The organism is Terriglobus albidus (genome assembly GCF_025685425.1).
GTDB lineage: Bacteria > Acidobacteriota > Terriglobia > Terriglobales > Acidobacteriaceae > Terriglobus > Terriglobus albidus.
On the sequence record NZ_JAGTAS010000056.1, the window covers coordinates 136,217 to 157,746 of the forward strand.

Here is a 21,530-nt window from a genome sequence, read left to right on the forward strand (position 1 = left end):
TTTCAGAAACAGAGACCCAGGAGCGCCGTCGCCTTGCTGTCGTGAGGTTTATGGCATCGCGCGTAGAACGTTTGCACCGCAAAATTGGATCTTGGAGAAATAAAGATGCGCGTCTGGGCATGGGTATGTGCGGCCACATTGATAGTGGCCGCGGTTGGTGCGGAGGCCAAGTCGGTCTACACACAGCGGCCTGACGATCCGCATGCCGTCTACCTCGAGAACGGCGCTTTTGGGGTAAAGGGGGATGGCGCCTCCGATGACTCTGACGCGCTGCAGGCCGCCATCAATAAAGTGCAGGAGACCACTGCAGCGGGCATCGTGTATCTTCCGCACGGTCGCTATCGTTTGACCAAGACCATTTATGTCTGGACCGGCATTCGTATTGTCGGTTACGGGGCTGAGCGTCCTGTTCTGTTTCTTGCTCCCAATACGCCGGGTTTCCAGGATGGCCATGACTTCCTCGGCACAGGCCGCTATATGGTGCAGTTCGCCTCGAATCGTCCTCAGCGAGGCGGCCCGGTGGTCGATGCCAATGAATTCACCTTCTATAGCGGCATGAGCAATGTGGACTTCGAGATTGGTGATGGCAATGCGGCCGCGATCGCTATCCGTTTCCATGTGGCGCAACACTCGTCTCTGAATCACATCGACCTTCACATAGGACATGGTCGTGCCGCCCTGGAAGATGTTGGCAACCAGGCGAGTGACCTGAAGATCTACGGCGGAGAATACGGCATTATCTCGGTGAAGACCTCGCCGGCCTGGCAGTTCCTGTTGATGGACTCGATCCTCGAAGGCCAGCGCAAGGCCGCCATTCATACGCAGGAGGTCGGCATGACGCTGATTCGTAACCGGATCGCGAAGACTCCGGTTGCCGTCGAGATCAGCAAGGGAATGCCAGAGCAACTCTATGGCCGCGATCTTGTCCTGGAAGACATCAGCCGCGCCGGTGTTGTCGTCGGCAATGTGTGGGCGGCGCACTCCCAGATCACGCTGGATAGCATTGCCTGCAACAACGTGGTGAAGATGCTGGAGAATGGTGAAAGCGCGACCGGTTACACGGAGATCAAAGCGCCGGGAAGGTTCTGGAGAGAAGCCCAGCTAACCCTCGGGCTGGAGATCGGCAATGATGGACGGGAGGCCGGCTACGCTCTTCGTCATCGCGAGATCCCGCTGAAATCTGCTGCATCGTTGGCGAAGACCGATATTCCTGAGCTTCCGGCGATGAACGAATGGGTCAACGTGCATACGCTTGGCGTTCAGGGTGATGGCGGCACGGATGACACGCCCGCGCTGCAGAAGGCGATCGACACCCACCGCGTGCTCTACCTGCCGGAGGGTATGTACCGCTTAACGGGCACGCTGCATCTGAAGCCAGACACAGTGCTCATCGGCATGAATCCGGTAACCACCATGCTGATACTGCTGAACCAGGAACCGGCATTCTCCGGTACGGGTGCGGAAGTCCCCATGGTGGAGAGCGCGCGCGGCGGCAACGCCATGATGATGAGCATTGGCATCGGTACGGGGTTTGGCAACCCGCGCGCCGGCGGTGTGATGTGGCGTGCAGGGGCTTCGTCGTTTCTTGACGATGTGAACTTCAGTATAGGTCGTGGACGCGCCAACAATTTAGTCAGTCCCAACGCTCCGCCGACCTCTCCGCGCACAGGTCCGCGTCAGGAAACTTCTGAGAGCGAGCAGCCCAGCCTGTGGGTTGGCGAGGGCGGCGGCGGTCTCTTTCGTGGCATCTGGACGGCGAATACGACCGCGAATGCTGGTCTTGTCGTGGAGAACACGAGCACGCCCAGCATCGTTTACCAGATGTCCTGCGAGCACCACATGCATTTCGAGACTCGCTTTCACCAGGCGCAGAATTGGACTGTCTATGCGCTGCAAACCGAAGAAGAAAAGCCCGCGGGCGCCGAGGCTTTCGCAATCGAGTTGGTGAACTCACAGCACATTCTGTTCACTAACCTGTTTATGTACCGGGTTTCGCGTAACACGATGCCTAAACTCAATGCGGTTGAGTCTAAGGGCTCCAGCGATATCCGGCTGGAGAATGTGCACGTCTTCAGCATGACCCGCCTGGCCTATGACAACGCAGTGATGGACTTCAGCAGCGGCGTGAAGGTGCGCACCCATGATTTCACGACATTTCTGATCGGGCCAGAGCTGAAGCCTGGAGCTCCGGTACCGATGCCGGAAGGCGTCTTTGCGGCAAATGCAAAGCTTGAAAAGCTGGCGGATGGTTTCAGCAATGCCGCCGGCCTGACGGTGGATGAGAAGGGGACGCTCTATTTCACCGATGCGGCGATGCAAAAGATCTATCGCTGGGACGACACAGCGAAGAAGGCTGAGATCGTCTCAGCGGACGTACCTGATCCTCGCGTAGTGCAATGGGTGAAGCCCGGTCTTTTGCTCGCGATGGATTACTCCAAGTCTGTCTATGCTGTGCCTCTTGACGGCGGCAAAGCTCAGAAGATTGCCGAAGGAACGATCGAACCCACAAGCGGCAAACTTGCGATTACGAGCGGTTTTCACAACGACATCGGTTCGTTGCAGAGGCAGATCAACCATAGCGGCTACATCTTTGCTCCGCGCAGCAACATGGCCGTCACGGGATTTACGACCGATGAACACCGTGGGTACTTCACCGCGCCGCAGAGCGATGTGACCCTGGTTGCTGGTGGGACCTGGCTGCCCTACATGCAGGCCAGCCAAATGGGGACGCTTGCTGTCGGCGGAGAGACGGTGGTGGTCAGCGAAGACGATGACAAGACGTATCGCGTCAAACTCGACAACATTCGAACGCTGAGTGCAGGTATCTTCGCCGAGCGGGGAGGTACGGGCATTGCGCAGGATGCGGCCGGCCACGTCTTCATTGCCGCCGGACAGGTCTATATCTACGACGCAACCGGCAAGCAGATTGGAGTGGTAGAGATTCCTGAGCGCCCGTCCAGCCTCGCTATTGGTGGCGCAGACCGAAAGATGCTCTTTATCGGAGCGCGCGGGGGTTTATATAGCCTGCATTTGAAATAACGCTACGAGACTGAAAAACGCTGTGAAGTGCGGTCGCAGCGCATGCGCTCTTGAATTTAAATCGATTTGGGAACCGATGATCTTAAGCCAGGCACGAAAATATCTCCCGATAAAACTCGGGATGCGATTGCCAGGTCTGTCCCGTGACCAGCCGGCCATCACGAACGGCCTGCTGGTCTATAAACGTACCTCCAGCTTGCTCTGCTTCGAAGCGAACGTGTTCATAGCAGGTAATGCGTTTTCCTTTCGTGAGGCCTGAGGCGGTGAGTATCTGGATGCCATGGCAGATAGCAAAGATCCACTTCTCCTTCGCATCGAATTCACGGACAACATCGAGCAACCGCCGATCGTTGCGGAGGTACTCAGGAGCACGGCCTCCCAAAATGAGAATGGCATCGTAGTCATTCACATTAATTTGGTCGAACGAGACCTCGGACTCCAGACCATAGCCGGGCCGCTCGATGTAGGTATCCCATCCCGGCTCGAAGTCGTGCATGACGAGATTGAGGCGACGAATAGAAGGGGCAGCAACTGTGGTGCGCCAGCCTGCCTCACGAAACCGATGGACCGCATAAAGCGCTTCGTACGATTCGCCGGCATCTCCGGTGACAATCAAGATATGTAGCATTCGGTGACCAATGTACCATTCCGTGGACTTCAACGTCACACCGCATCGAGAGGTAAAGGAAGTACAAATCGGCACGTCCAAATGGGCGTCCCAATCCCGAAATAATCCTTGCTTCAGGACCATTTAACGAACCCGACGACTTCAGATAGCGACGGAGGCCAAGTCTTCTGCTTTCAAGAAGATGAGCAACGTTAAAAGGTTCTGAACAATTTTGTGCGAGATAGAACTTCACAAACTGCTGTCCAGCTTGCAGGATTCGTTCGTTGGTAACGAGGGCAATGCCATCCCGGATTCCAAGAGCATCTTCAAAACAAGAACACAATCGAGAGGAGTAGTTTTGCAACGGAGCGGGTATAGAAAATGGGTTCTTTTATTCTCTGCTGTTCTTATATCGGCCACACTCAAGGCAGACGCGCAGATCGAGTATCCATTCCGCGATCCGAAGTTAGGGGATGAGGCGCGGATTGCGGACTTGCTCAAACGTCTGACCCTGCAGGAAAAGGTTGACCTTATGGGAGGACATGCGAAGGTCCCTCGCCTGCATCTCGTCCTTTCCGATGAGGCTGAAGGTTTGCACGGGCTCGCACTCGGCGGCCCCGGCGGATGGGGCCCACGCGGTCGTCCCCCTTTACCGACCACCACCTTTCCCCAGGAGAAGGGGCTGGGTGCGACATGGGACCCGGCGCTGATGAAGAAGATCGGTGCTCTCGAAGGAGAGGAGGCACGGTACTACTATCAGAACCCCGCATTCGAGTTCGGTGGAATTGTGGTGCGTGCGCCTAATGCTGATCTGAGCCGTGATCCACGCTGGGGCCGCACAGAAGAGTCAATGGGAGAAGATCCCTATCTTGTCGGCGCAATGACGGTGGCATTCATTCATGGGCTACAGGGGCCTGATCCCAGACACTGGCAGGCCGCATCTCTGATGAAACACTTTCTTGCGAATGAAAATGAGGATGGCCGATCCTATACATCCTCGAATTTCGATGAACGTCTTTTCCGTGAGTACTATTCCGTTCCATTCCGTATGGGCTTCGAACAAGGTGGATCCCGTGCCGTGATGGCTGCCTACAATTCCTGGAATGGTACCCCCATGATGATCAACCCTGTTCTTAAAGATGTTGTGCTCAAGGAGTGGGGTAATGACGGGATTATTTGTACTGACGGCGGTGCGCTGGGACTTCTGATCACAGATCATAAGAGCTTTCCCGACAAAGAACATGGTTCCGCTGCCGCCGTTAAAGCTGGTATCAATCGGTTCCTTGATGACTTTCAACCCAATCTCACGAAGGCCCTTAACGAAGGCCTGGTGACTGAGGCTGATATGGATGCGGCGCTCAGAAACCTGCTGCGTGTTCATCTTCTCCTGGGAGAGTTGGATCCGCCCGGCGTTGATCCTTACGGGAAGATTGGCTGCGAGCAGAAGGCCGAACCTTCGCCATTGAGTCGTACCACCAGTAGGGAACTGGTGCGCCAGGCAACGGATGAATCGATCGTCCTGCTGAAGAACGAGAATCACGCGCTGCCACTGGATCGCGCGAAACTCAAGACCATCGCGGTCATCGGTCCCTGGACCAATGAAGTCCTGCTTGACTGGTACAGTGGAACGCCACCGTATAGCGTGAGCATTGCGCAGGGAATCAAAGAAGCCGCGCCAGGGGCCAGGGTTCTATTGAGCGACGGTTCCGATGTTGCCGAAGCACAGAGTTTGGCTAGACAAGCCGATGTGGCTATTGTCGTCGTCGGGAATCATCCCACCTGTAATGCTGGATGGGCTCGCTGCCCCATACCTTCCAATGGCAAAGAAGGTATCGACCGGAAAACTCTGGTCCTGGAACAAGAGGACCTGGTGAAACAAATCCTTTCCGCCAACCCTCATACCATTGAGGTGCTACGCTCCAGCTTCCCCTATGCGATTACCTGGAGCCAGGACAAGGTACCCGCGATTTTGCATATGACCCACAACAGTGAAGAGGAAGGTCATGGACTTGCCGACGTACTCTTCGGCGAATATTCGCCGGCAGGGCGCCTGAACCAGACCTGGCCTGCAAGCGATGCGCAACTACTTCCGATGACTGATTACAACATTCGGCACGGCAGCACCTATATGTACGCGAAGCAAAAACCGCTTTATGCGTTTGGGTACGGACTGAGCTATACAACGTTCGCATATGAAGATCTAAGCCTTAGCTCTAAAAAAGTGAATGCCGATGGCGAAGTCCGTGTAAGTGTGAGGGTAAAGAATACGGGCAATCGTGCCGGCGACGAAGTGGTACAGATCTATGTTCAACATCTCGGTTCGGCAGTGGAACGTCCTCTGCTTGAGCTCAAGGCGTTTGAGCGTATCCATATCCAATCGGGAGCCACCAGAAATGTTGTATTCCATCTCAAACCGCGCGATCTGGCCTATTGGGATGAAGCTGGTCACGTCTGGCGCATCGAGAAAGAACCGATTCGGGTACTTGCCGGAGGATCAAGTGACAAGCTTCCCATTCAGGCGACTCTCCATGTTGGGAATACGGGAGAGTACAAACCATGATGAAGTTGCGCTTTCGCCGAACATCACTCTGACTCGTCGATGACTTCAATCGCGGAGATCGTCGCGTAATTGACGATAGGATCGAACGTCAGGTCGAGCTTTCCTTCCTGGGAAGGTCTTAAGTGATGGAATGTCTTGGTCAGGGCATGCTGGGTGCCGACTTCCTTGAAGATGTCGAAGTCGTCCAGCAGGGTTGACCCATTGCAATAGACCCGGAACACACGTCTCCCCACGCCGACGGAGCCTGAAGTCTCTGGGGTCCAGTAGAGTTCCGCGAAGTGAAGCACGAGCGTATAACGGCCTCGAGTATCCACCGGGATGGAGTAGGTGAAATGGCCATACCGCTCCCACGCATAAAGGTTCGGGTCCGGAGTGCCACTGATCGTTCGTGGCTGATCGTTCGTTGCGCCGTTACTGAAATAATTATCCGAATGCCACAGATTTCCGCTATGGTCCCTGACTGCAGTCGGCTGCATGACCAGACGCACCGGCTGTTGCCGGTGGGGTAGCCCGGGCAGAATCTCAATAGCATTCAGTGAGGGTGCGGACCGCCCCATAAAAAACTTCAGATGGAGATAGCCGTCTTTGTCCGGATGGATGTCTTTAAAAATCTTCTCGTCGGCGATATTCGTCCCGAGCGCGTCGGCATTGATATTGAAGTTGCTCAGGAGTAACTCGCCGTTGGCGCTCACATTGAAGAATTGCGTCTTGAAATCTTCAGGCGGCGATGCAACGAAGAAGAGATGTAGCTCGTAGGGGCCTGGCGCGAGGGGAATATCGTAGGAAAATTCGCCTGTCCGCCACTGATCGAACAGCATAGGATCGCTCGTCCGTGAAACCGGCAAATGCGGGCGTTCGAATGCAGCGCCGCCGGAGAAATAACGATCGGCTTCCCAATATGCGCCAGAGCTATCGATTTTCGGGCTCCCCTGATAGCCGGCCAGCAAGCGCAACGGCACATGAGCGGCATTGGGAGGAGTTACCAACTGCGTGTCGTTCCGGGGGCTTGCCGCCGCCAGGTTCTCTGGATGGGCCGACCTCATCCTGAGAATGAATTCACGTACCCCGAACCCAAGCAGGATCACGAACGCAGCGGCTGTTAACCCATAAAGCCAGATCCGCTTACGCCGATCAACTGATCGGGGGTGAGCGGTGACATGGATCGTAGTTTCGACAAGGTTCTTAGAACCCTCTGCAGCCGAGCTATCAAAGGGAGTGTTCCGGAGATCTGTTGTCTGGGAAATCGGCGACGGTGTGCTCACCTCAAGAGATACATTCCGGCAGTGGAACTCCGGCACGTAACTCCGAACCGGCAGGGAGATGACAACGGCGTGATCCTTTCCTTCGGTCTCGTAATACTCCTTAAGTCTCTTCCTCAGGCGGAAGGTCTCGACGCGAACGATGGAATCAGTGGAACCGTCGAAGGTGGCTTTTGACCTGTCGAAGACCTCCGTGGCGATGGAGTATTCGTTTATCTCCTCGGTCCGTCCCTGTAGAGATCGTTCGGAGACAAATTTCAAGAGCTTGGCCAAACGTGGATTGCGGGCCAGAGCGGTGAGCACCGCTTCTAATTCTGAATAGGCCGATTCTGAGTCGGCAACTTGCCCCATGGGGAGTGCTCCAAATCAAATTCAATTCATAGTACAACTGCTGCCACATCAGATAAAGAGTCTTCCGCACGGCTGACGGGGCCGAGTAGCGTCGCGTTACAAACGTTAAACGCATTGAAAAGATTACGCATTAGGCCGACTGTCTATACCGGCCTTGTGAGCCTTTTGAAAGGCTTGGTTCCGTTTAGGCATCCCTATTTACCTGGACGTCAGCCTCGCGGCCAGAGTTTGAGAACCCCAGGATTGGACAATGTGTGCCGTCTTGAGGAGCAAGCCGGGGTGACCTGTTGCGCCGGCCTTCAATGACCTCATTCTCCCCAAAATGTCCCATCGTCTCTGTTCTGAGTCGGTGCTGGTTTAGCCCGCCCTGCAACAAATCAGAGGTATAGGTCCTTCTCTTGAGCCATTAACAACGGCTTGGCTCTGCATGTAACAAACGGCTAAACGTCTTCCTTTCAGAGACATGGCGACGTTCGAAGACTCTAAACAACTTTGTGCGAGATGGAACTTCACAATCGCTGTTCTCCGCTTGCAGGATTCGCTCGATTCACTTTCTGAGTAGTGCCGCAACGGACGGCAACCAGGGCCGTTATCGAGGGATTCGGAGGCAGCAGATGCGTAAACTAATATCGGGAGCGTTCCTTGTATTGACCATCTTGGTCGCTCTTTCAATAACAACACTCGGTCAGCAGACGGGAAGCATCGTCGGTACGGTGGCCGACCCTACTGGGGCAATTGTCACAAAAGCCCAAGTCAGTCTTACCAATTCGCAAACCGGGGATATTCGCACTACAACTTCCAATGCTGAAGGGTTTTTCGTATTCACTGGCACGGTAGCTGGGGACTACACGGTGAAGGTTGAGTCCCGCGGATTCCGGAGCGCCGAACAGACGGGGATTCACGTTGGCCCTGGTGATCGCCGTAATTTGAACGTTACGCTGGCCGTTGCGACGAACGATGCGACAGTCACCGTGGTTGCCGTGTCTTCGATCGTGGTGGATTCCGGGGATCTTTCCAGCACGCTGTACGAGAACAACATTAAGAAGCTTGCGCTCCAGGGCCGAGACGTTACCGAGCTACTGAAGACCCTGCCCGGGTTCAACGTCAACACCAGCTATAACGGTGTGCAAAACAAGCCCGGCTACGACACCCAGATTACGAGCATCGCTTCGGCAGTGGGACGCGGTGTCACAGCGAACGGCGCCCCCGACCGTGCCGGCGGAGCAGATTTGATCTCGGATGGCGCTCACATCCTGGACCCAGGCTGCAACTGCAATGCGAACCAGACGATCAACGCCGACATGGTCTCCGAAGTTAAGGTGACAACTTCAGCATATGGAGCGGACAGCACCACCGGTCCGGTTGTGGTTTCGGCGGTCGGCAAGTCTGGTTCCAGCGCATTCCATGGAGCAGCGTACCTGCATTTCCGCGATCACTCCATGAACTCGAACGACTGGATCTACAAACACCAGACGCCAATCCAGGAGCGACCAAACGATCGCTATTGGTATCCCGGCGGTCAGATTGGCGGGCCGGTGCCATTTACGCACAAGAAGCTGGTGTTCTTTACTGCGTATGAGTATTACAACCAGAGCTTCCCTGAGCAGACAAGCGGCGGTTTGCTTAAGGCGTTGGTACCCACGCTAAGCGAACGCGCCGGCCACTTCGATCCCACTCTTCCTGACAACGCGGCGTTGTGCAGCGCCATCGCCGGCTGGGTTGCCGGTCAGTACCGCTGCCAACCAGTCACCTCAATCGACACTGCGAACGGCTACGTCGGCGGCATCAAGAACAGCGATGTCTCAGCTTATCTCGCACCGGGGGCTCAGGCATTGATGAAGATGATTCCCGCGCCGAATCACACGCCTACCTCTGCCGCCGACTATAACTGGGTGAAGCCGTTGATTAACACCAACAACGGCTACATGTTCCACGCCAAGACGGATTACAACCTCAGCGACAATACCAAGCTGTATGTCAGCTTCAATCAGCAGCACGAGCTCTACGGCTCACCCGTGCAGCGGTGGTGGATCCCCGCCGATTCGATCGACACTCCGGGCGGTCCGGCCACCTCGGCGACGTCCCGGACGATCTCGGGTAACTTCGTCAAAGTCCTTACCCCGACCATGACGAACGAGTTTATTGCCGGATTGAGCTACCTGTACGATCCCATCACCTTCTCGAATTCAAAGGCGGTAGACAGAAAAGCGCTGAACTATCCCTATGCATCCCCAACTTCCTCCAGCGTCATGCCGAGCATCATGAACGGTTGGTGGACGAACGATATGGGGATCCCGATGATGATGGACACGGGCCGTGGTTCTTATTTTGAGCGAAAGTGGCAGCCTTCCATCGACGATAACTTCACCGTGGTCCTGAAGACGCACACGCTGAAGTTCGGCGTCAGCTGGATGCAATCAGCAGACAGGGGAACCAACGTGGGACAGTCGGACGGGCCCAATGGAACCGCCGCGTATGGGCCGGTCTGGGACTACAACGGACCAGGCGGAAGCCAGATTACCTCTGCCTACAACCCTGTCCTCGATTTCATGTTAGACCTGCCGAGCAACTTTTCTTATCTGCCTGTGACCCTTTCCGACATGAAGGGTTCCGGCTGGGGCTTTTACGGGCAGGATCAATGGAAGGCAACCAAGCGGCTGACAATTAATTTCGGTCTGCGCTTATCGCACGATCTGCCTTGGGAAGACGCCAGCGGAAAGTACGGAGCATCCGCCTGGACCCGAGCCTGGTACGACGCCGACCTTGGCAAAGGCACGGCGCTTCCCGGCATGCGGTGGCATGCGATCGATTCTTCTATTCCTTTGGCGGGACGCTCCTTGGACGCTATCTTCTTCGCTCCGCGTTTTGGCGTCGCCCTCGATCTGTACGGCAATGGCAAGACTGTTTTTCGTGGAGGGTTCGGCACCTATTATTACCGCGACGGCCTGGGTGGTTCTTCAGGAACCAGCATGGCGCAGGGCGGCACCCAATGCAGCCTCAGAACTCCGACATTTCTCTCTCAAGTCGACGGCGGCAAAAACGTTGCGTGCGCCAATACACTTGGCGGTCTGACGTCCGGTTCCGCAGTGGACCCCAACGATCACGTCGAGCCGCATACCTACACCTACAACTTCACTGTCTCTCAGCAGTTGATCGGGAAGTCGATCCTGGAGCTTACCTACTCTGGAAGTCAGAGCTCGGACCTGATCAATAATTTGAGCGACGTCAATAAGATTCCGATCGGCTCCTTCATGAAACCGGACCCGAATCCCGAGTCCGCGGACTATGGCAAGCGGTTCGCGATCGACAAGATTACCGGCACCGTGTTGCAGGACTACCGTCCGCTTACTCATTACACGTCCATGAATCTGATTCGGCATGGCGCCTGGGCAAACTACAACGCTCTGCAGGCCTCATGGCTCAAGCAACAGGGCGTCCTAACCTTCAATCTCAACTACACGTTGTCGAAAACCCTGGGTATCACAGGTGGCAGCACCCCGGCCGATCCCATCAACATCCAGAATGATTACGGCGTTCTGGGCCAGGACCGCACGCATGCCTTCAACGTGTCATGGGCTTACGAGCTCGGCAACCGCTTCCGGAATAACAAACTCAAAGCCGCGGCACTCAACGGCTGGATGATCTCCGGTATCGATACTCTGCAGAGTGGCGCCCCGTTGCCACAGAGCTTCTCGATGAATCTTGGGTTCCAGGGTTCAAATACCCTGAGCACCTATAACACCATCAACAGTACTTATTATCTCGGCACCCCCGATTACACCCTGATGCCCAGTCTGGTCTGTAATCCGGCCGCTGGTCTTAGTGGTGGGGCATACATCAATGCCAAGTGCTTCAACGCGCCGGCCTCGCCCCAGTTCGATGGGAACGGTGTGTTAACTGCTCTGGGCGGGCAGGGGCAGTACCACATGCCATATCTCCGCGGGCCCGCCTACTTCACAAACGACCTCTCACTTTCCCGCACGATCAACATTACTGAGCACCAGAACGTGCAGTTCAAGTTCACGGGCATGAACTTCCTCAATCACGCTCTGAAGTCGTTCGACCAGAACAGCCCCAACAACCTCAATCTGAACTTCACAAAAGGCGTTCTTGCTACTTCGGGAACCGACTGGGTGTACGGTGTTCCGAACGTGAAGTTCGGACGTCGCGTGCTTGAGCTGACCATGCGGTACAACTTCTAAGTGTCCCGAGACTCAGAAGATAACGGCGGCGATGGTTCTTCTCCATCGCCGCCGTTATTTTGTTTCAAAAAAGGCGGTAGTGGGCGAGACGCGTGCCGGGCATCAAGATTCTGTGAGCCGCCATTCTTTTCAACTGGCTCAACCTCAGCAGATTCCCGGCTGTTGTGTTGTGAAATCCCGAAGATCCCGATCTTTGAAGTACCGCGTATTTACGCAGTTGCTTGTCCGCGCTCGCCGGGGACATCATCCAGAAGTTCGCGCAATCGACGGATTGCAGTTTCGATTGCTTGTCGCTCAGCTCCGGTCTCTCAAAAACAGCCTCGTTCGCAAAGTCCACAGGAAGTCTGAGGCCAGGTCTCAGGCCTCGATTAACTCTGAATCCGCAGGCTTCCGTTTGCGTTGTAAAGCCTAACGGTTTCTGTCTATTTCGTGAGTGGAGTGATTCACGCAGCCTGCTGCCTCTGCTTTGGAATCGCCAGGATCAACAGGGAGGACAGGATGACTGCGATCGACATAAGAAGAAAGCCGGCCTTGGGGCCGCCCGTAGCCGACTGAAGCCAACCGACAAGATAGCTGCCGGCAAATCCACCGAGTGCGCCTGCAGAGTTGATCATCGCCATCACCTCCCCCGTAACGTTCTTCGGAACGCGTTCGGGGATGATGGCAAAGTAAGGTCCATAAGGTGCATACATTCCTGCGCCCGCAATTACAAGACACACGAACGCAAGCGTGAAACTCCTGCCCGACGTGAAATAAGACCCAAGCATCGCAAGGCCGGAGATCATGAGGAAAGGCCAGACAACAGGAGCACGCTTCATCGTTCGGTCAGAGATGGAAGAAGCCACCAACATCAGGATTGCGGCTACAGCGTAAGGTATGGCCGAGAGCAGGCCCGTATTACCCATCCCCAGGCCCGAGCCTTGCCGAACGATCGTCGGAAGCCAGAGTACAAAGCCATAGATTCCGAGGCTCCAACACAGATATTGAACTGCCAGCAGAACGACGTCCGGTCTGAGGAGTGCCTGCCGCACATATTTCACTTCGGCTACCTGGGCCTGTTCCGCGAGCAGTACAGCGTCCAACGTTGCTACGGATTCTTTCTTCAGCCAGCCGGTCTGCGAAGGGAAGTCTTTGATGAACAAGATCCAGACAAACGCCCAGATGATGGAAGGTAGCCCTTCCACAATGAAGGTCTTCTGCCACCCGAGTGAGTCGATGAGCTTCCCGGTCAATGCAAACATCCACAGAACAGTGATGGGGTTACCAAGAATCAGAAAGGTATTGGCGCGTGAGCGCTCGCCTTTGGTGAACCAGCGGGTGAGCAGAAGGAGAATGACGGGGAAGATGATGCTCTCGGCAACGCCGATCAGAAACCTGTCCAGAACCAGAAGCCAGAACGAACGGATGACACCGGTCAGTGAGGCGAGTACACCCCAGGAGAACAATGCTGTGAAAACCAGTTTTGCGGCGCCGTGCTTTCGAGCGAACGCTGCCCCGGGAATCTGGAAGAGAAAGTAGCCGAGAAAGAAAGAGGCGCTGATGAGAGACGTCTGCGCACCTGTGATGTGGAGCGTCTCGGCCAGCCCCGCAGCGGCACCCAGTCCAAAGTTCGCTCGATCCAGATAGGCAAGACTGTAAGTAATGAAGACTGCCGGCAGCATAAACAAGAAGCGCCGCCGAAGATCGGCATGCTGTTTCAGCGATTTTTCGGCATTGTTCAAGGGCGATAGCTCGTATTTCTTCCGGATCACGACGCAGGACTTAGCTGCATCCGGAGTGCTTACAGCCGCCATATACAGGTATGGGAGGAAACGTTTTCCAAGAGCAAGATACGAATCAATTTCGCTTATGTCAAGCAACGGTCTGCCGCGCGTTTGCATGAGGGCGGGGCCACGCGATCACGTCGCTCCACCGTGTGTTTATAACCCGTAAAGGTGACCGAGTTTGGTTGCCGAAAATCAAGCAGCAAGGGTATGATTTTCCGCGCAACAAGAACGGCAGGGAAACGTTTTCTAATCTGCGACGTGCCGTTGGCTCGTCTGCTACCAGAATTTTCCGACGCTGCGCGGCCTCCAGAACTCCAGCGCGCCCATCCTCTCGGTATCAGAGGATGGTCAACGGTGTGCTCGGAAGAAATTAGTCGGATTGTGAATCAGTAAAAGGAGCGAACAGTGATGATGAAGAGATTTTGGCAGCCAGGCAAGGTAGCCACGCTCATTGTGCTTACAGTGGTACCGTGTGCCTGGACTCTGGATGGCGTCGTCAACATACACGATCCTTCCACTGTCATTCAGTCGGACGGCAAGTATTACGTCTACGGTACTGGCGGCGGGTCCCTCGTCTCAGACGACGGATGGACATGGCGGCAGGGCGCCCGTCCAGCGCGTGTTGGCCTCGCTCCCGATGTCATCCACATCGGTGACCGCTATTACATGTATGTCGCGCGGAACACCGGCGTCACCAAAGGCGCCGTGAATATGATCTGGAGCAAGGCGCTCGATCCCGCATCTCCCAACTATAAGTGGGAAGAGGGCGGCGTGGTCGCAAGTTCTGATGGTGTGGAAGAGTCGAACGCGATCGATCCCGGAGTCTTCCTCGATCCCAACACCGGCCGTCTATGGCTGGTCTACGGCTCCTACTTCGGGTTCATTCGCCAGGTCGAACTGGATCCTAAGACAGGCCTCCGCCTGCACGAGAATGAGAAGCCTCGCGATCTCGCGATCAACTGCGAGGCCTCTGACATGATCTATCACGACGGTTGGTATTATCTGCTGGCAACGCACGGAAGTTGCTGCCGCGGCGCGGATTCCGGCTACAACATCCGCGTCGGAAGGTCCCGCAAGGTCACAGGGCCTTTCCTCGACAACATGGGTATCGACATGATTCAGGGCGGCGGCAAGCTGCTCCTTGGTTCAGAGTCTCGATTGATCGGGCCGGGGCACTTCGGTCTTATCGATCTCGGCGAGGGGTTACAAAAGTTCTCCCTGCACTACGAGGCTGATCTGGAGAGGGGCGGCGCGAGCGTATTGGACATCCGTCCACTGCTCTGGAAAGATGGCTGGCCGGTCGCCGGAGACAACATGAAGGCCGGTACCTTCGAGATTGAATCGGCACGCGTCGGAAATGCCCTTGAGATGGCGGTAGAAGGAACTCCAGTCGGCGGCCGAATTGTCCGCCAGAGGCCGGTAGGCCCGCCACCTGCGGGCGGTGCTCCTCGTCCTGCTACGGGTGAAACGCCTGGTCCGCCGCCGGGCGGCATGTTTGCCGGCGTAGGCCACGTCATCGAGCCGCAGCTGGCCACTCAGGTCTCCTCGAACTGGCCGTCAGGCAATGTGGACGTCCGGCTCTCCAATTTCATGTCGCAGGCGCAGCAGAAATGGACGATCAGCCCTGCGAAGGGCGCCGGCGGATATCTTGGATCGCCATATTTCACCATCATGATTGCCGGCACTGAACGGGTCCTTGCCGCAACGGCCAACGATGAGTTGACCGTGGTGCCTGCCTTTACCGGCGTCCCCGAACAGCTTTGGAGGTTTGACCAGCTTGCCGACGGTACATGGAGAATCATGCCGAAGTCTGCACAGGACGCAAAGAATGGGATGGCTCTTACGGCGGTTGGCAGTGGCGGCGTGACACTCGCGAAGTTCGACGCCTCTAGCGACAAGCAGCACTGGCAGGTTCACCTGCAGTAAATACTCCTTGCGTCGAAAACAAAGCTACACAGATAAAGGTTTGAATCAATGAATCCGTTTCAGAGACATTCCGTAACACCGGCAATCTTGCTCGCCGGATTTCTGGCGATCAACACAACTCATCTCGCGGCGCAGGCCCCAGCAGCGGCTCCAACGGGTCCCATCCCTGCGTCCACGCTTACAACTCCGTCAACACCCACTGCCGTTCCGAATCCAGCCGGATTCATCCAGCGCTGGATGGTGCTTGAACCCATCCCTGTCAATGGGCTCACACAGAATGCAGTCCAGGCAGAAGTAAGGAAGTACGCCCTTCCCGAAGGTCTGACAGTTGTTCCGAAGAACGGTGACAAGACGAACGTCGGCGGCGCCGACCTGACGTGGCACGCCCTGGATACAAAGAACTACAACCTGAACCTCTTCCATTTTGCTCGCTCGCTTGCAAAGCCGACCTCCGATGTTTTGTTCTGGGTGACCACGGTCGTCAACTCTCCGGTCGAGATGAATAACGTGCGTCTAGCGATCGGCTCTAACGCGGCCTCAATCTGGTGGCTCAACGGTGAAGAGGTTATCGGAATCTACGGCGATCGTCAGACGGTCATTGATGACGGAGTATCCAAACGCCTCACCCTGAAGAAGGGCGAAAATATCATCCGCGCTGCGGTCGTAAACGGCGGAGGAGCCACCGACTTCTGCGCGAGACTGCTTGATGCCGACGATAAACCGGTCGAGGGCTACACCATCAATCTCAGGAAGTGATCCTTCTCATTGGTTAGAGACGATGGGAGCAATTGAAACAACAACATCCCGATTCTGCTGTGTGCATCGTTTAGGGTGAGCTGCCTCCCGGTACGGATGCGGACTCGCTGGGGAACCTCTATGCTACGGCTCTGCATGGTATTTCGGTTCAGGCGCGTGATGGAGTGAGCGAAAAAGCCATGTTGCCTCCGTTACTAAGCCTCTTAGATTCGCGATAATTCTCGTCATTCCCAAATCTGCGACCAGGGCGGAACGTTACGCTTCGGCATGGCACATAGGAAAACCCTTCGACTGTGGCGTCTCAGACGAAGATCATTCGTCCGGTCAAAAAAAAATTGAATCATAAGATTACGGTTGTACTCTATACGGGTGAGCAGGAAAAGTTTTGACATTTGAAAGGAGGGGAAATGTCGCCTTCATTGATTTTCAATTTGCATCTGGTGCTGGGTTACGTAGCCTGGTTACTTTGCACAGTCGCGTATATTCATCCAAAGCTCAAGGAGATGAATCCCGTAAATGCCCAGCGAGTCATTGCGACGCTCCACAGTTTTAGGTTTTTCGGCCTCGTGTTTATCCTGCCCGGCGTAGTTGGCCACAACTTGCCGCAAGGCTTCGCGCCTTTCGCTGCATATGGAGATTTCGCAACTGGATTGCTGGCAATCCTTGCCCTCCTTGCGGTCAGGTTCCGTATCATCTTTTGGCCGCTGGTGGTCGGGTTCAATGTAGTGGGCGCAATCGATATCCTCGTTGACTACTACCACGGGGTCAGGCTCAATCTACCAGCCGTGTCGGGCGACTTGGGATCGACATATGCCATTGTGGTCATCTATGTGCCTTTGTTGATGATCACGCACGTCATTTCGCTTTCTCTGATGTTGCGTAGCCGGAAGACGGCTGGTGCAATCGTCCGCAATGCAGTGGCTTCCTGATTCATCCGTCCTGGAGATTCATTCCTGACCAGCAGTTTGCTGCAGGCCCCTCCGCATGGAAGGTAATTTCTGAAAGGAAACCATCATGTCGACTCCGATCATCTTCGCTGTTCAATCTGTCATGAGTTACCTTGCATGGCTGCTTTGCTTTAATACCTATGTTCTACCGAAGCTTAAATTGATGGACCGCATTGCTGCACAACGCGCAATTGCTACGTTGCACAGTTTTCGCTTCATTGGGCTTGTTGTGATGGTTCCAGGCATCGTCGGCGACCATCTGCCTCTGAGCCTGGCTTCGGTCGCCGGCAGTTGGGATCTCGTGAGCGGATTGTTAGCCATCTTTGTGTTGATTACCGTACGAATTCGCCCGCTCTTTTGGTTTTTCGTCGTCACCTTCAATCTGGTTGGAATACTTGACCTCATCCTTACCTACTACCATGCGGTCCGGGTCAATCTTCCTTCCATCGCTGGACAGATGGGGGCTGCGTACGCCATCCCAATTCTCTTCGTACCCTTATTGACTATCACGCACGTCGCCGCAGTTTATTTAATGTTGCTCCCTCAGCGTGCGATGGCTCTCTCCGACGATGGCCTCACGATCGCCTCTTAGAGTCGCTCAGCCCACTGGGCACAACCCGGATATCCTTCCTGAGTGAATGCCGGTCACTCATATTGATTTGACTTAATAGATTATGAGCGTACTCTATTCGTTATGCGGTACTCCCAAGAGCACAAAGCGAAGAACCACGAGAATATCCTTTCGGTAGCTGCTCGTTCCTTCCGCGAGCACGGTGCCGATATCAGCGGCATCGGTACCGTCATGAAAAAGGTTGGCCTGACGAAAGGGGGGTTCTATCGTCATTTTGACAGCAAAGACGATCTGTTCGTGGAGGCGGTGACTCGCGCATTTCAGGAAATGGGAAATGGCATGGTGGAAGCTGCCGAGTCCGCGCCAAAAGGTCAGGCTCTGCGGGCTATGATTGAACGTTATTTGAGTAGGAATCATGCAAATTCGCCGGGGACAGGTTGCGTCCTCTCCGCCTTGGGGCCGGAACTCGCACGAAAGCCATTGGCCGTAAGAAGAAGGGTCGAGGCATCGTTAGATGCCTATCGAGAACGGCTGTTACCGTTTGTCCCCGGTTCTACGCGAGAAGAAAGACTCGCGAAATGCAGAGTTTTGTTCTCCAGTATGGCCGGAGTGATGATGATGGTTCGAATCACTTCGGATCGTCAAGTGCGGGAGCAGAGACTGAGGGAAGCCAGGGATTTCTTTATAAGGAGCTTCACGGAATAATTTTTTTGCCCCGAAAAGAGTACGATCGTACTCTTTCCCGTTCCACATATCTCCACTGAATCGAAAGGTAAACGGATGAAACGCATAGTCACTATTCTTCTCGGGGTGCTGACGACAGCTTCCCTGGCGCAGTCACAATCAACGACTCCTACGGCTCTGCCGAGCGTGGCAGTCCCTGCTACCACCGCTGTTCTCGTGATCGAGTCCCCCAAAGAGGGCGTCACTTTCCAACAGGTAATGGCTGTCATGCCTTTAGAGGTCCGGGCGACCGTCAAACTTTATCTCGATGGAAAAATCCGGGAGTGGTATTCGCGTGGTGATGGCAAAGGAGTCATCTTCCTGGTCGATGCGAAGAGCGCAGATGAGGCACGGGAATTTATGGAAACACTGCCTCTTGCGAAACAAAAGCTTATGGATAGCGAGTACATTCCTGTCGGGCCCCTGATGCCACTGAGAGCTCTGATGAGTCCGAGTGCCCAGCAACAACCTCCAGCGGCTCAGTAGCAGGGCAACACCAAACGGCATAGGAGTCGATCATGATTGCATCAAACGGTTTTCTCTCCGGTAGCGATTGTCTGTTGCACAGCGGCGGCTCCGCCACAGCCGCCATCAAACCCGTCCTCGCCGGAGTAGACAGAAGAGATCGTTCTAACAATCCAGGGAAGGGAAACAGGCGTTACATGGGAGCGGTTGTGTTGGTAGCCCTGTTTCTCTTTTCAATATTTACCCGGGCTGCATTTGCAGGCGATATTAAGCCCTATAACACCGCTGATTTCAATAAGCTTGCCGCCGAAGGCAAACCTATACTCCTCGATATTCGCGCAGATTGGTGTACGACTTGTGCTGCACAGGCGCCTGTGATCCGGGACTTGATGGCGCAAAGCAAATACAAGGACCTGACGACCTTCACGATTAACTTCGACACCGACGCGGCGCTCCTGCTTGCTTACCATGTGGAGGTTCAGAGCACGTTGATCGTCTTGAAAGGAAAGCACGAGACGGGTCGGTCGGTCGGTGATACAAGCAGGCAGGGTATCGAGCGTTTGCTGAGCGTCGTGATCCATTGAAGCGAACTCAACCCGTGAACTTATTCGCTATGAGGCAAACAAAGCCGTTCGTACCGGGAGTGTCACTTCTGGGCGCAGTTGTGACACTTCTTATCCTCTATCTTCTCGTCATTTGTTATCCGCAGCCGTTCTTTCGATATTCCGTTTGGCACGACAACATTCGCCTGTATTCAACCGCCCCGATACCGCCCAACGCTGTATTCCTTCTGAAAGAAGTACAAACACGACTTGCAACATCGCCTGCCTACGATGGCAGCGTTGAACAACGCATCTTTATCTGCGGAAGCGCTGCAGGATTTGCGTTCTTCACAAACTTTGCCGTCAAATCGAGTGGGCTCACTTATGTTTACCTCAATCGCAACATCTTCCTGCGGCCGTCCGACATTCGTCAGAACCGCTTGACCAATTATTCAGGGCTCAAGGTGATGGACGACCGGACTCTGGTTTACTACATGGCTCATGAGGTCACACACAGCCTAACCGTTTCCTATATCGGCGTTTGGCGCTACCATAGCCTTCCTAAATGGTTGAGAGAGGGCTATGCCGATTACGTCGGGAAAGGTCACGATTCCCTTCTGCATCTTCAAAGAAAATTTGAAGATTGTTCGTATCAAACCAACCGTGAATACCTTGGTTACGAGCTGATGGCAGCATATCTGCTCGACATCAGGAACATTGGCCTGCGTGATCTTCTGGAACAAAACCACGTTTCTAACCTGGCAGCAGCGCAGGTGTATATGGATTCCCTGAAGAGATCATTGGCGTGCTCCTCTGCAGGATCGTTGGGCCGCGAGGTCGCACACTGAACGTCACCCATTAGAGGATTTCCCCTATTGCTGGGTACCCCGGAAGGAATGCAGCGGCGTTTTCATTGCGGAAAAGCATCATAGATGCGGATGCTCCGGACTACACCTACAGAAAAAATGCTCTAGCTGACTGGGGAGTACAGAAATGGTTTCGACCCTGACGTCTTACGGCTTCGGTTTTTTAGCAGGATTACTCTCGACGTTGTCGCCGTGCGTTTTGCCCATTGTCCCGATTCTGCTGAGTTCCGCAATGAATGCACATCGCCGCGCGCCGATCGCCCTTGCGGCTGGATTAGCGGTCTCTTACGGAACCATCGGCACGACACTTGCGTGGGCAGGCGCGGCGCTTGGATTGAACTCGGAGCTTCTACGCCGACTTGGCGCGGTGTTTCTCGCGTTGTTCGCCCTGATCATCCTATCGAGCACACTTCAGCAGCGCTTTGCAGCCGTAATCTCAGGTTTCGGTAACACTGGAAATCGGCTCCTGGCGCGCCTTCACCTAAACGGGCTATATGGGCAGTTCGTCGTCGGACTTGTTCTTGGGATGATCTGGAGTCCGTGCGTCGGACCTACCCTTGGCGCAACCATCGTCTTGGCGAGTCAAGGAAAACATCTAGCAGACTCTGCATTGCTCATGACCTTCTTCAGCTTTGGCGCGGCATTCCCAATTGTGATCCTCGCATATATCTCACGCTCGGCCATGCTGAGTGTCCGAGGAAAACTCCAACACGCCGGAAGAGTCGGCAAACTTGCACTCGGTTCTGCGATGTTTCTCATTGCCATTGCTACTCTTTCCGGCAAAGACAGGCAGGTGGAGGGCTGGCTTGTTCAGCATTCGCCGGCATGGCTGACGACGCTCACCACACGTTTTTGAGGTAGCTCACTCCTTGGAGTTACATATTTGCTCGTAACAACAATCATCATGGCTCCCGCGATTGAACCGGTGTTCTCTACATGGGCCAGAAAGC

Annotated in this window: 15 protein-coding genes; 12 read left to right on the forward strand and 3 right to left on the reverse strand. The window is 54.9% G+C overall.

The window, feature by feature from the left end; all coding sequences use genetic code 11:
- Nucleotides 1-105: 105 nt before the first annotated feature.
- Nucleotides 106-3,039: a glycosyl hydrolase family 28-related protein gene (locus OHL21_RS15235; protein WP_263418136.1), complete on the forward strand. Its 2,934-nt coding sequence runs from the start codon at nt 106-108 to the stop codon at nt 3,037-3,039.
- A gap of 82 nt (nt 3,040-3,121) precedes the next feature.
- Here OHL21_RS15235 and OHL21_RS15240 read toward each other — a convergent pair whose 3' ends face one another.
- On the reverse strand, nt 3,122-3,655 hold the full coding sequence (locus tag OHL21_RS15240) for a DJ-1/PfpI family protein (protein WP_263418137.1): 534 nt from the start codon (nt 3,653-3,655) through the stop codon (nt 3,122-3,124).
- A gap of 349 nt (nt 3,656-4,004) precedes the next feature.
- Here OHL21_RS15240 and OHL21_RS15245 point away from each other — a divergent pair, with 349 nt between their 5' ends.
- Complete coding sequence (locus OHL21_RS15245) at nt 4,005-6,206, forward strand: glycoside hydrolase family 3 C-terminal domain-containing protein (protein ID WP_263418138.1); 2,202 nt, start codon at nt 4,005-4,007, stop codon at nt 6,204-6,206.
- A 23-nt stretch (nt 6,207-6,229) separates the two neighbouring features.
- Here OHL21_RS15245 and OHL21_RS15250 read toward each other — a convergent pair whose 3' ends face one another.
- On the reverse strand, nt 6,230-7,816 hold the full coding sequence (locus tag OHL21_RS15250; RefSeq protein WP_263418139.1) for a malectin: 1,587 nt from the start codon (nt 7,814-7,816) through the stop codon (nt 6,230-6,232).
- 614 nt (nt 7,817-8,430) lie between these two features.
- Between OHL21_RS15250 and OHL21_RS15255 the strand changes: the two genes are divergently transcribed.
- A complete protein-coding gene (locus OHL21_RS15255; RefSeq protein WP_263418140.1) occupies nt 8,431-12,018 on the forward strand; it encodes a TonB-dependent receptor in 3,588 nt (1,195 codons plus the stop codon).
- A 443-nt stretch (nt 12,019-12,461) separates the two neighbouring features.
- On the opposite strand, the gene OHL21_RS15260 is transcribed toward OHL21_RS15255, so the two are convergent.
- Nucleotides 12,462-13,739, reverse strand: coding sequence for an MFS transporter (locus tag OHL21_RS15260; RefSeq protein WP_263418141.1), 1,278 nt, complete (start codon nt 13,737-13,739; stop codon nt 12,462-12,464).
- 453 nt (nt 13,740-14,192) lie between these two features.
- Between OHL21_RS15260 and OHL21_RS15265 the strand changes: the two genes are divergently transcribed.
- The 9 genes from OHL21_RS15265 to OHL21_RS15305 all read left to right on the forward strand — a co-directional run bounded on the left by OHL21_RS15265 (nt 14,193) and on the right by OHL21_RS15305 (nt 21,436).
- Entirely contained in the window at nt 14,193-15,710 is a 1,518-nt protein-coding gene (locus tag OHL21_RS15265; RefSeq protein WP_263418142.1) for a family 43 glycosylhydrolase, read from the forward strand.
- A gap of 48 nt (nt 15,711-15,758) precedes the next feature.
- Nucleotides 15,759-16,466: a hypothetical protein gene (locus tag OHL21_RS15270; protein ID WP_263418143.1), complete on the forward strand. Its 708-nt coding sequence runs from the start codon at nt 15,759-15,761 to the stop codon at nt 16,464-16,466.
- Nucleotides 16,467-16,873: 407 nt separating this feature from the next.
- Nucleotides 16,874-17,395 carry a hypothetical protein gene (locus OHL21_RS15275; RefSeq protein WP_263418144.1) on the forward strand — a complete coding sequence of 174 codons (522 nt, stop codon included), beginning with the start codon at nt 16,874-16,876 and terminating at the stop codon, nt 17,393-17,395.
- An 85-nt stretch (nt 17,396-17,480) separates the two neighbouring features.
- Nucleotides 17,481-18,005, forward strand: a complete 525-nt coding sequence (locus OHL21_RS15280; RefSeq protein WP_263418145.1) for a hypothetical protein — start codon at nt 17,481-17,483, stop codon at nt 18,003-18,005.
- A gap of 102 nt (nt 18,006-18,107) precedes the next feature.
- Nucleotides 18,108-18,689: a TetR/AcrR family transcriptional regulator gene (locus tag OHL21_RS15285; protein WP_263418146.1), complete on the forward strand. Its 582-nt coding sequence runs from the start codon at nt 18,108-18,110 to the stop codon at nt 18,687-18,689.
- Between the two features lie 75 nt (nt 18,690-18,764).
- Nucleotides 18,765-19,193: a hypothetical protein gene (locus OHL21_RS15290; protein ID WP_263418147.1), complete on the forward strand. Its 429-nt coding sequence runs from the start codon at nt 18,765-18,767 to the stop codon at nt 19,191-19,193.
- Nucleotides 19,194-19,225: 32 nt separating this feature from the next.
- The gene (locus OHL21_RS15295) at nt 19,226-19,756 is read left to right on the forward strand and encodes a thioredoxin family protein (RefSeq protein ID WP_263418148.1); all 531 of its coding nucleotides are present in this window, start codon (nt 19,226-19,228) and stop codon (nt 19,754-19,756) included.
- An 80-nt stretch (nt 19,757-19,836) separates the two neighbouring features.
- Entirely contained in the window at nt 19,837-20,562 is a 726-nt protein-coding gene (locus tag OHL21_RS15300; protein WP_263418149.1) for a hypothetical protein, read from the forward strand.
- Between the two features lie 145 nt (nt 20,563-20,707).
- On the forward strand, nt 20,708-21,436 hold the full coding sequence (locus OHL21_RS15305) for a cytochrome c biogenesis CcdA family protein (protein WP_263418150.1): 729 nt from the start codon (nt 20,708-20,710) through the stop codon (nt 21,434-21,436).
- Nucleotides 21,437-21,530 lie beyond the last annotated feature (94 nt).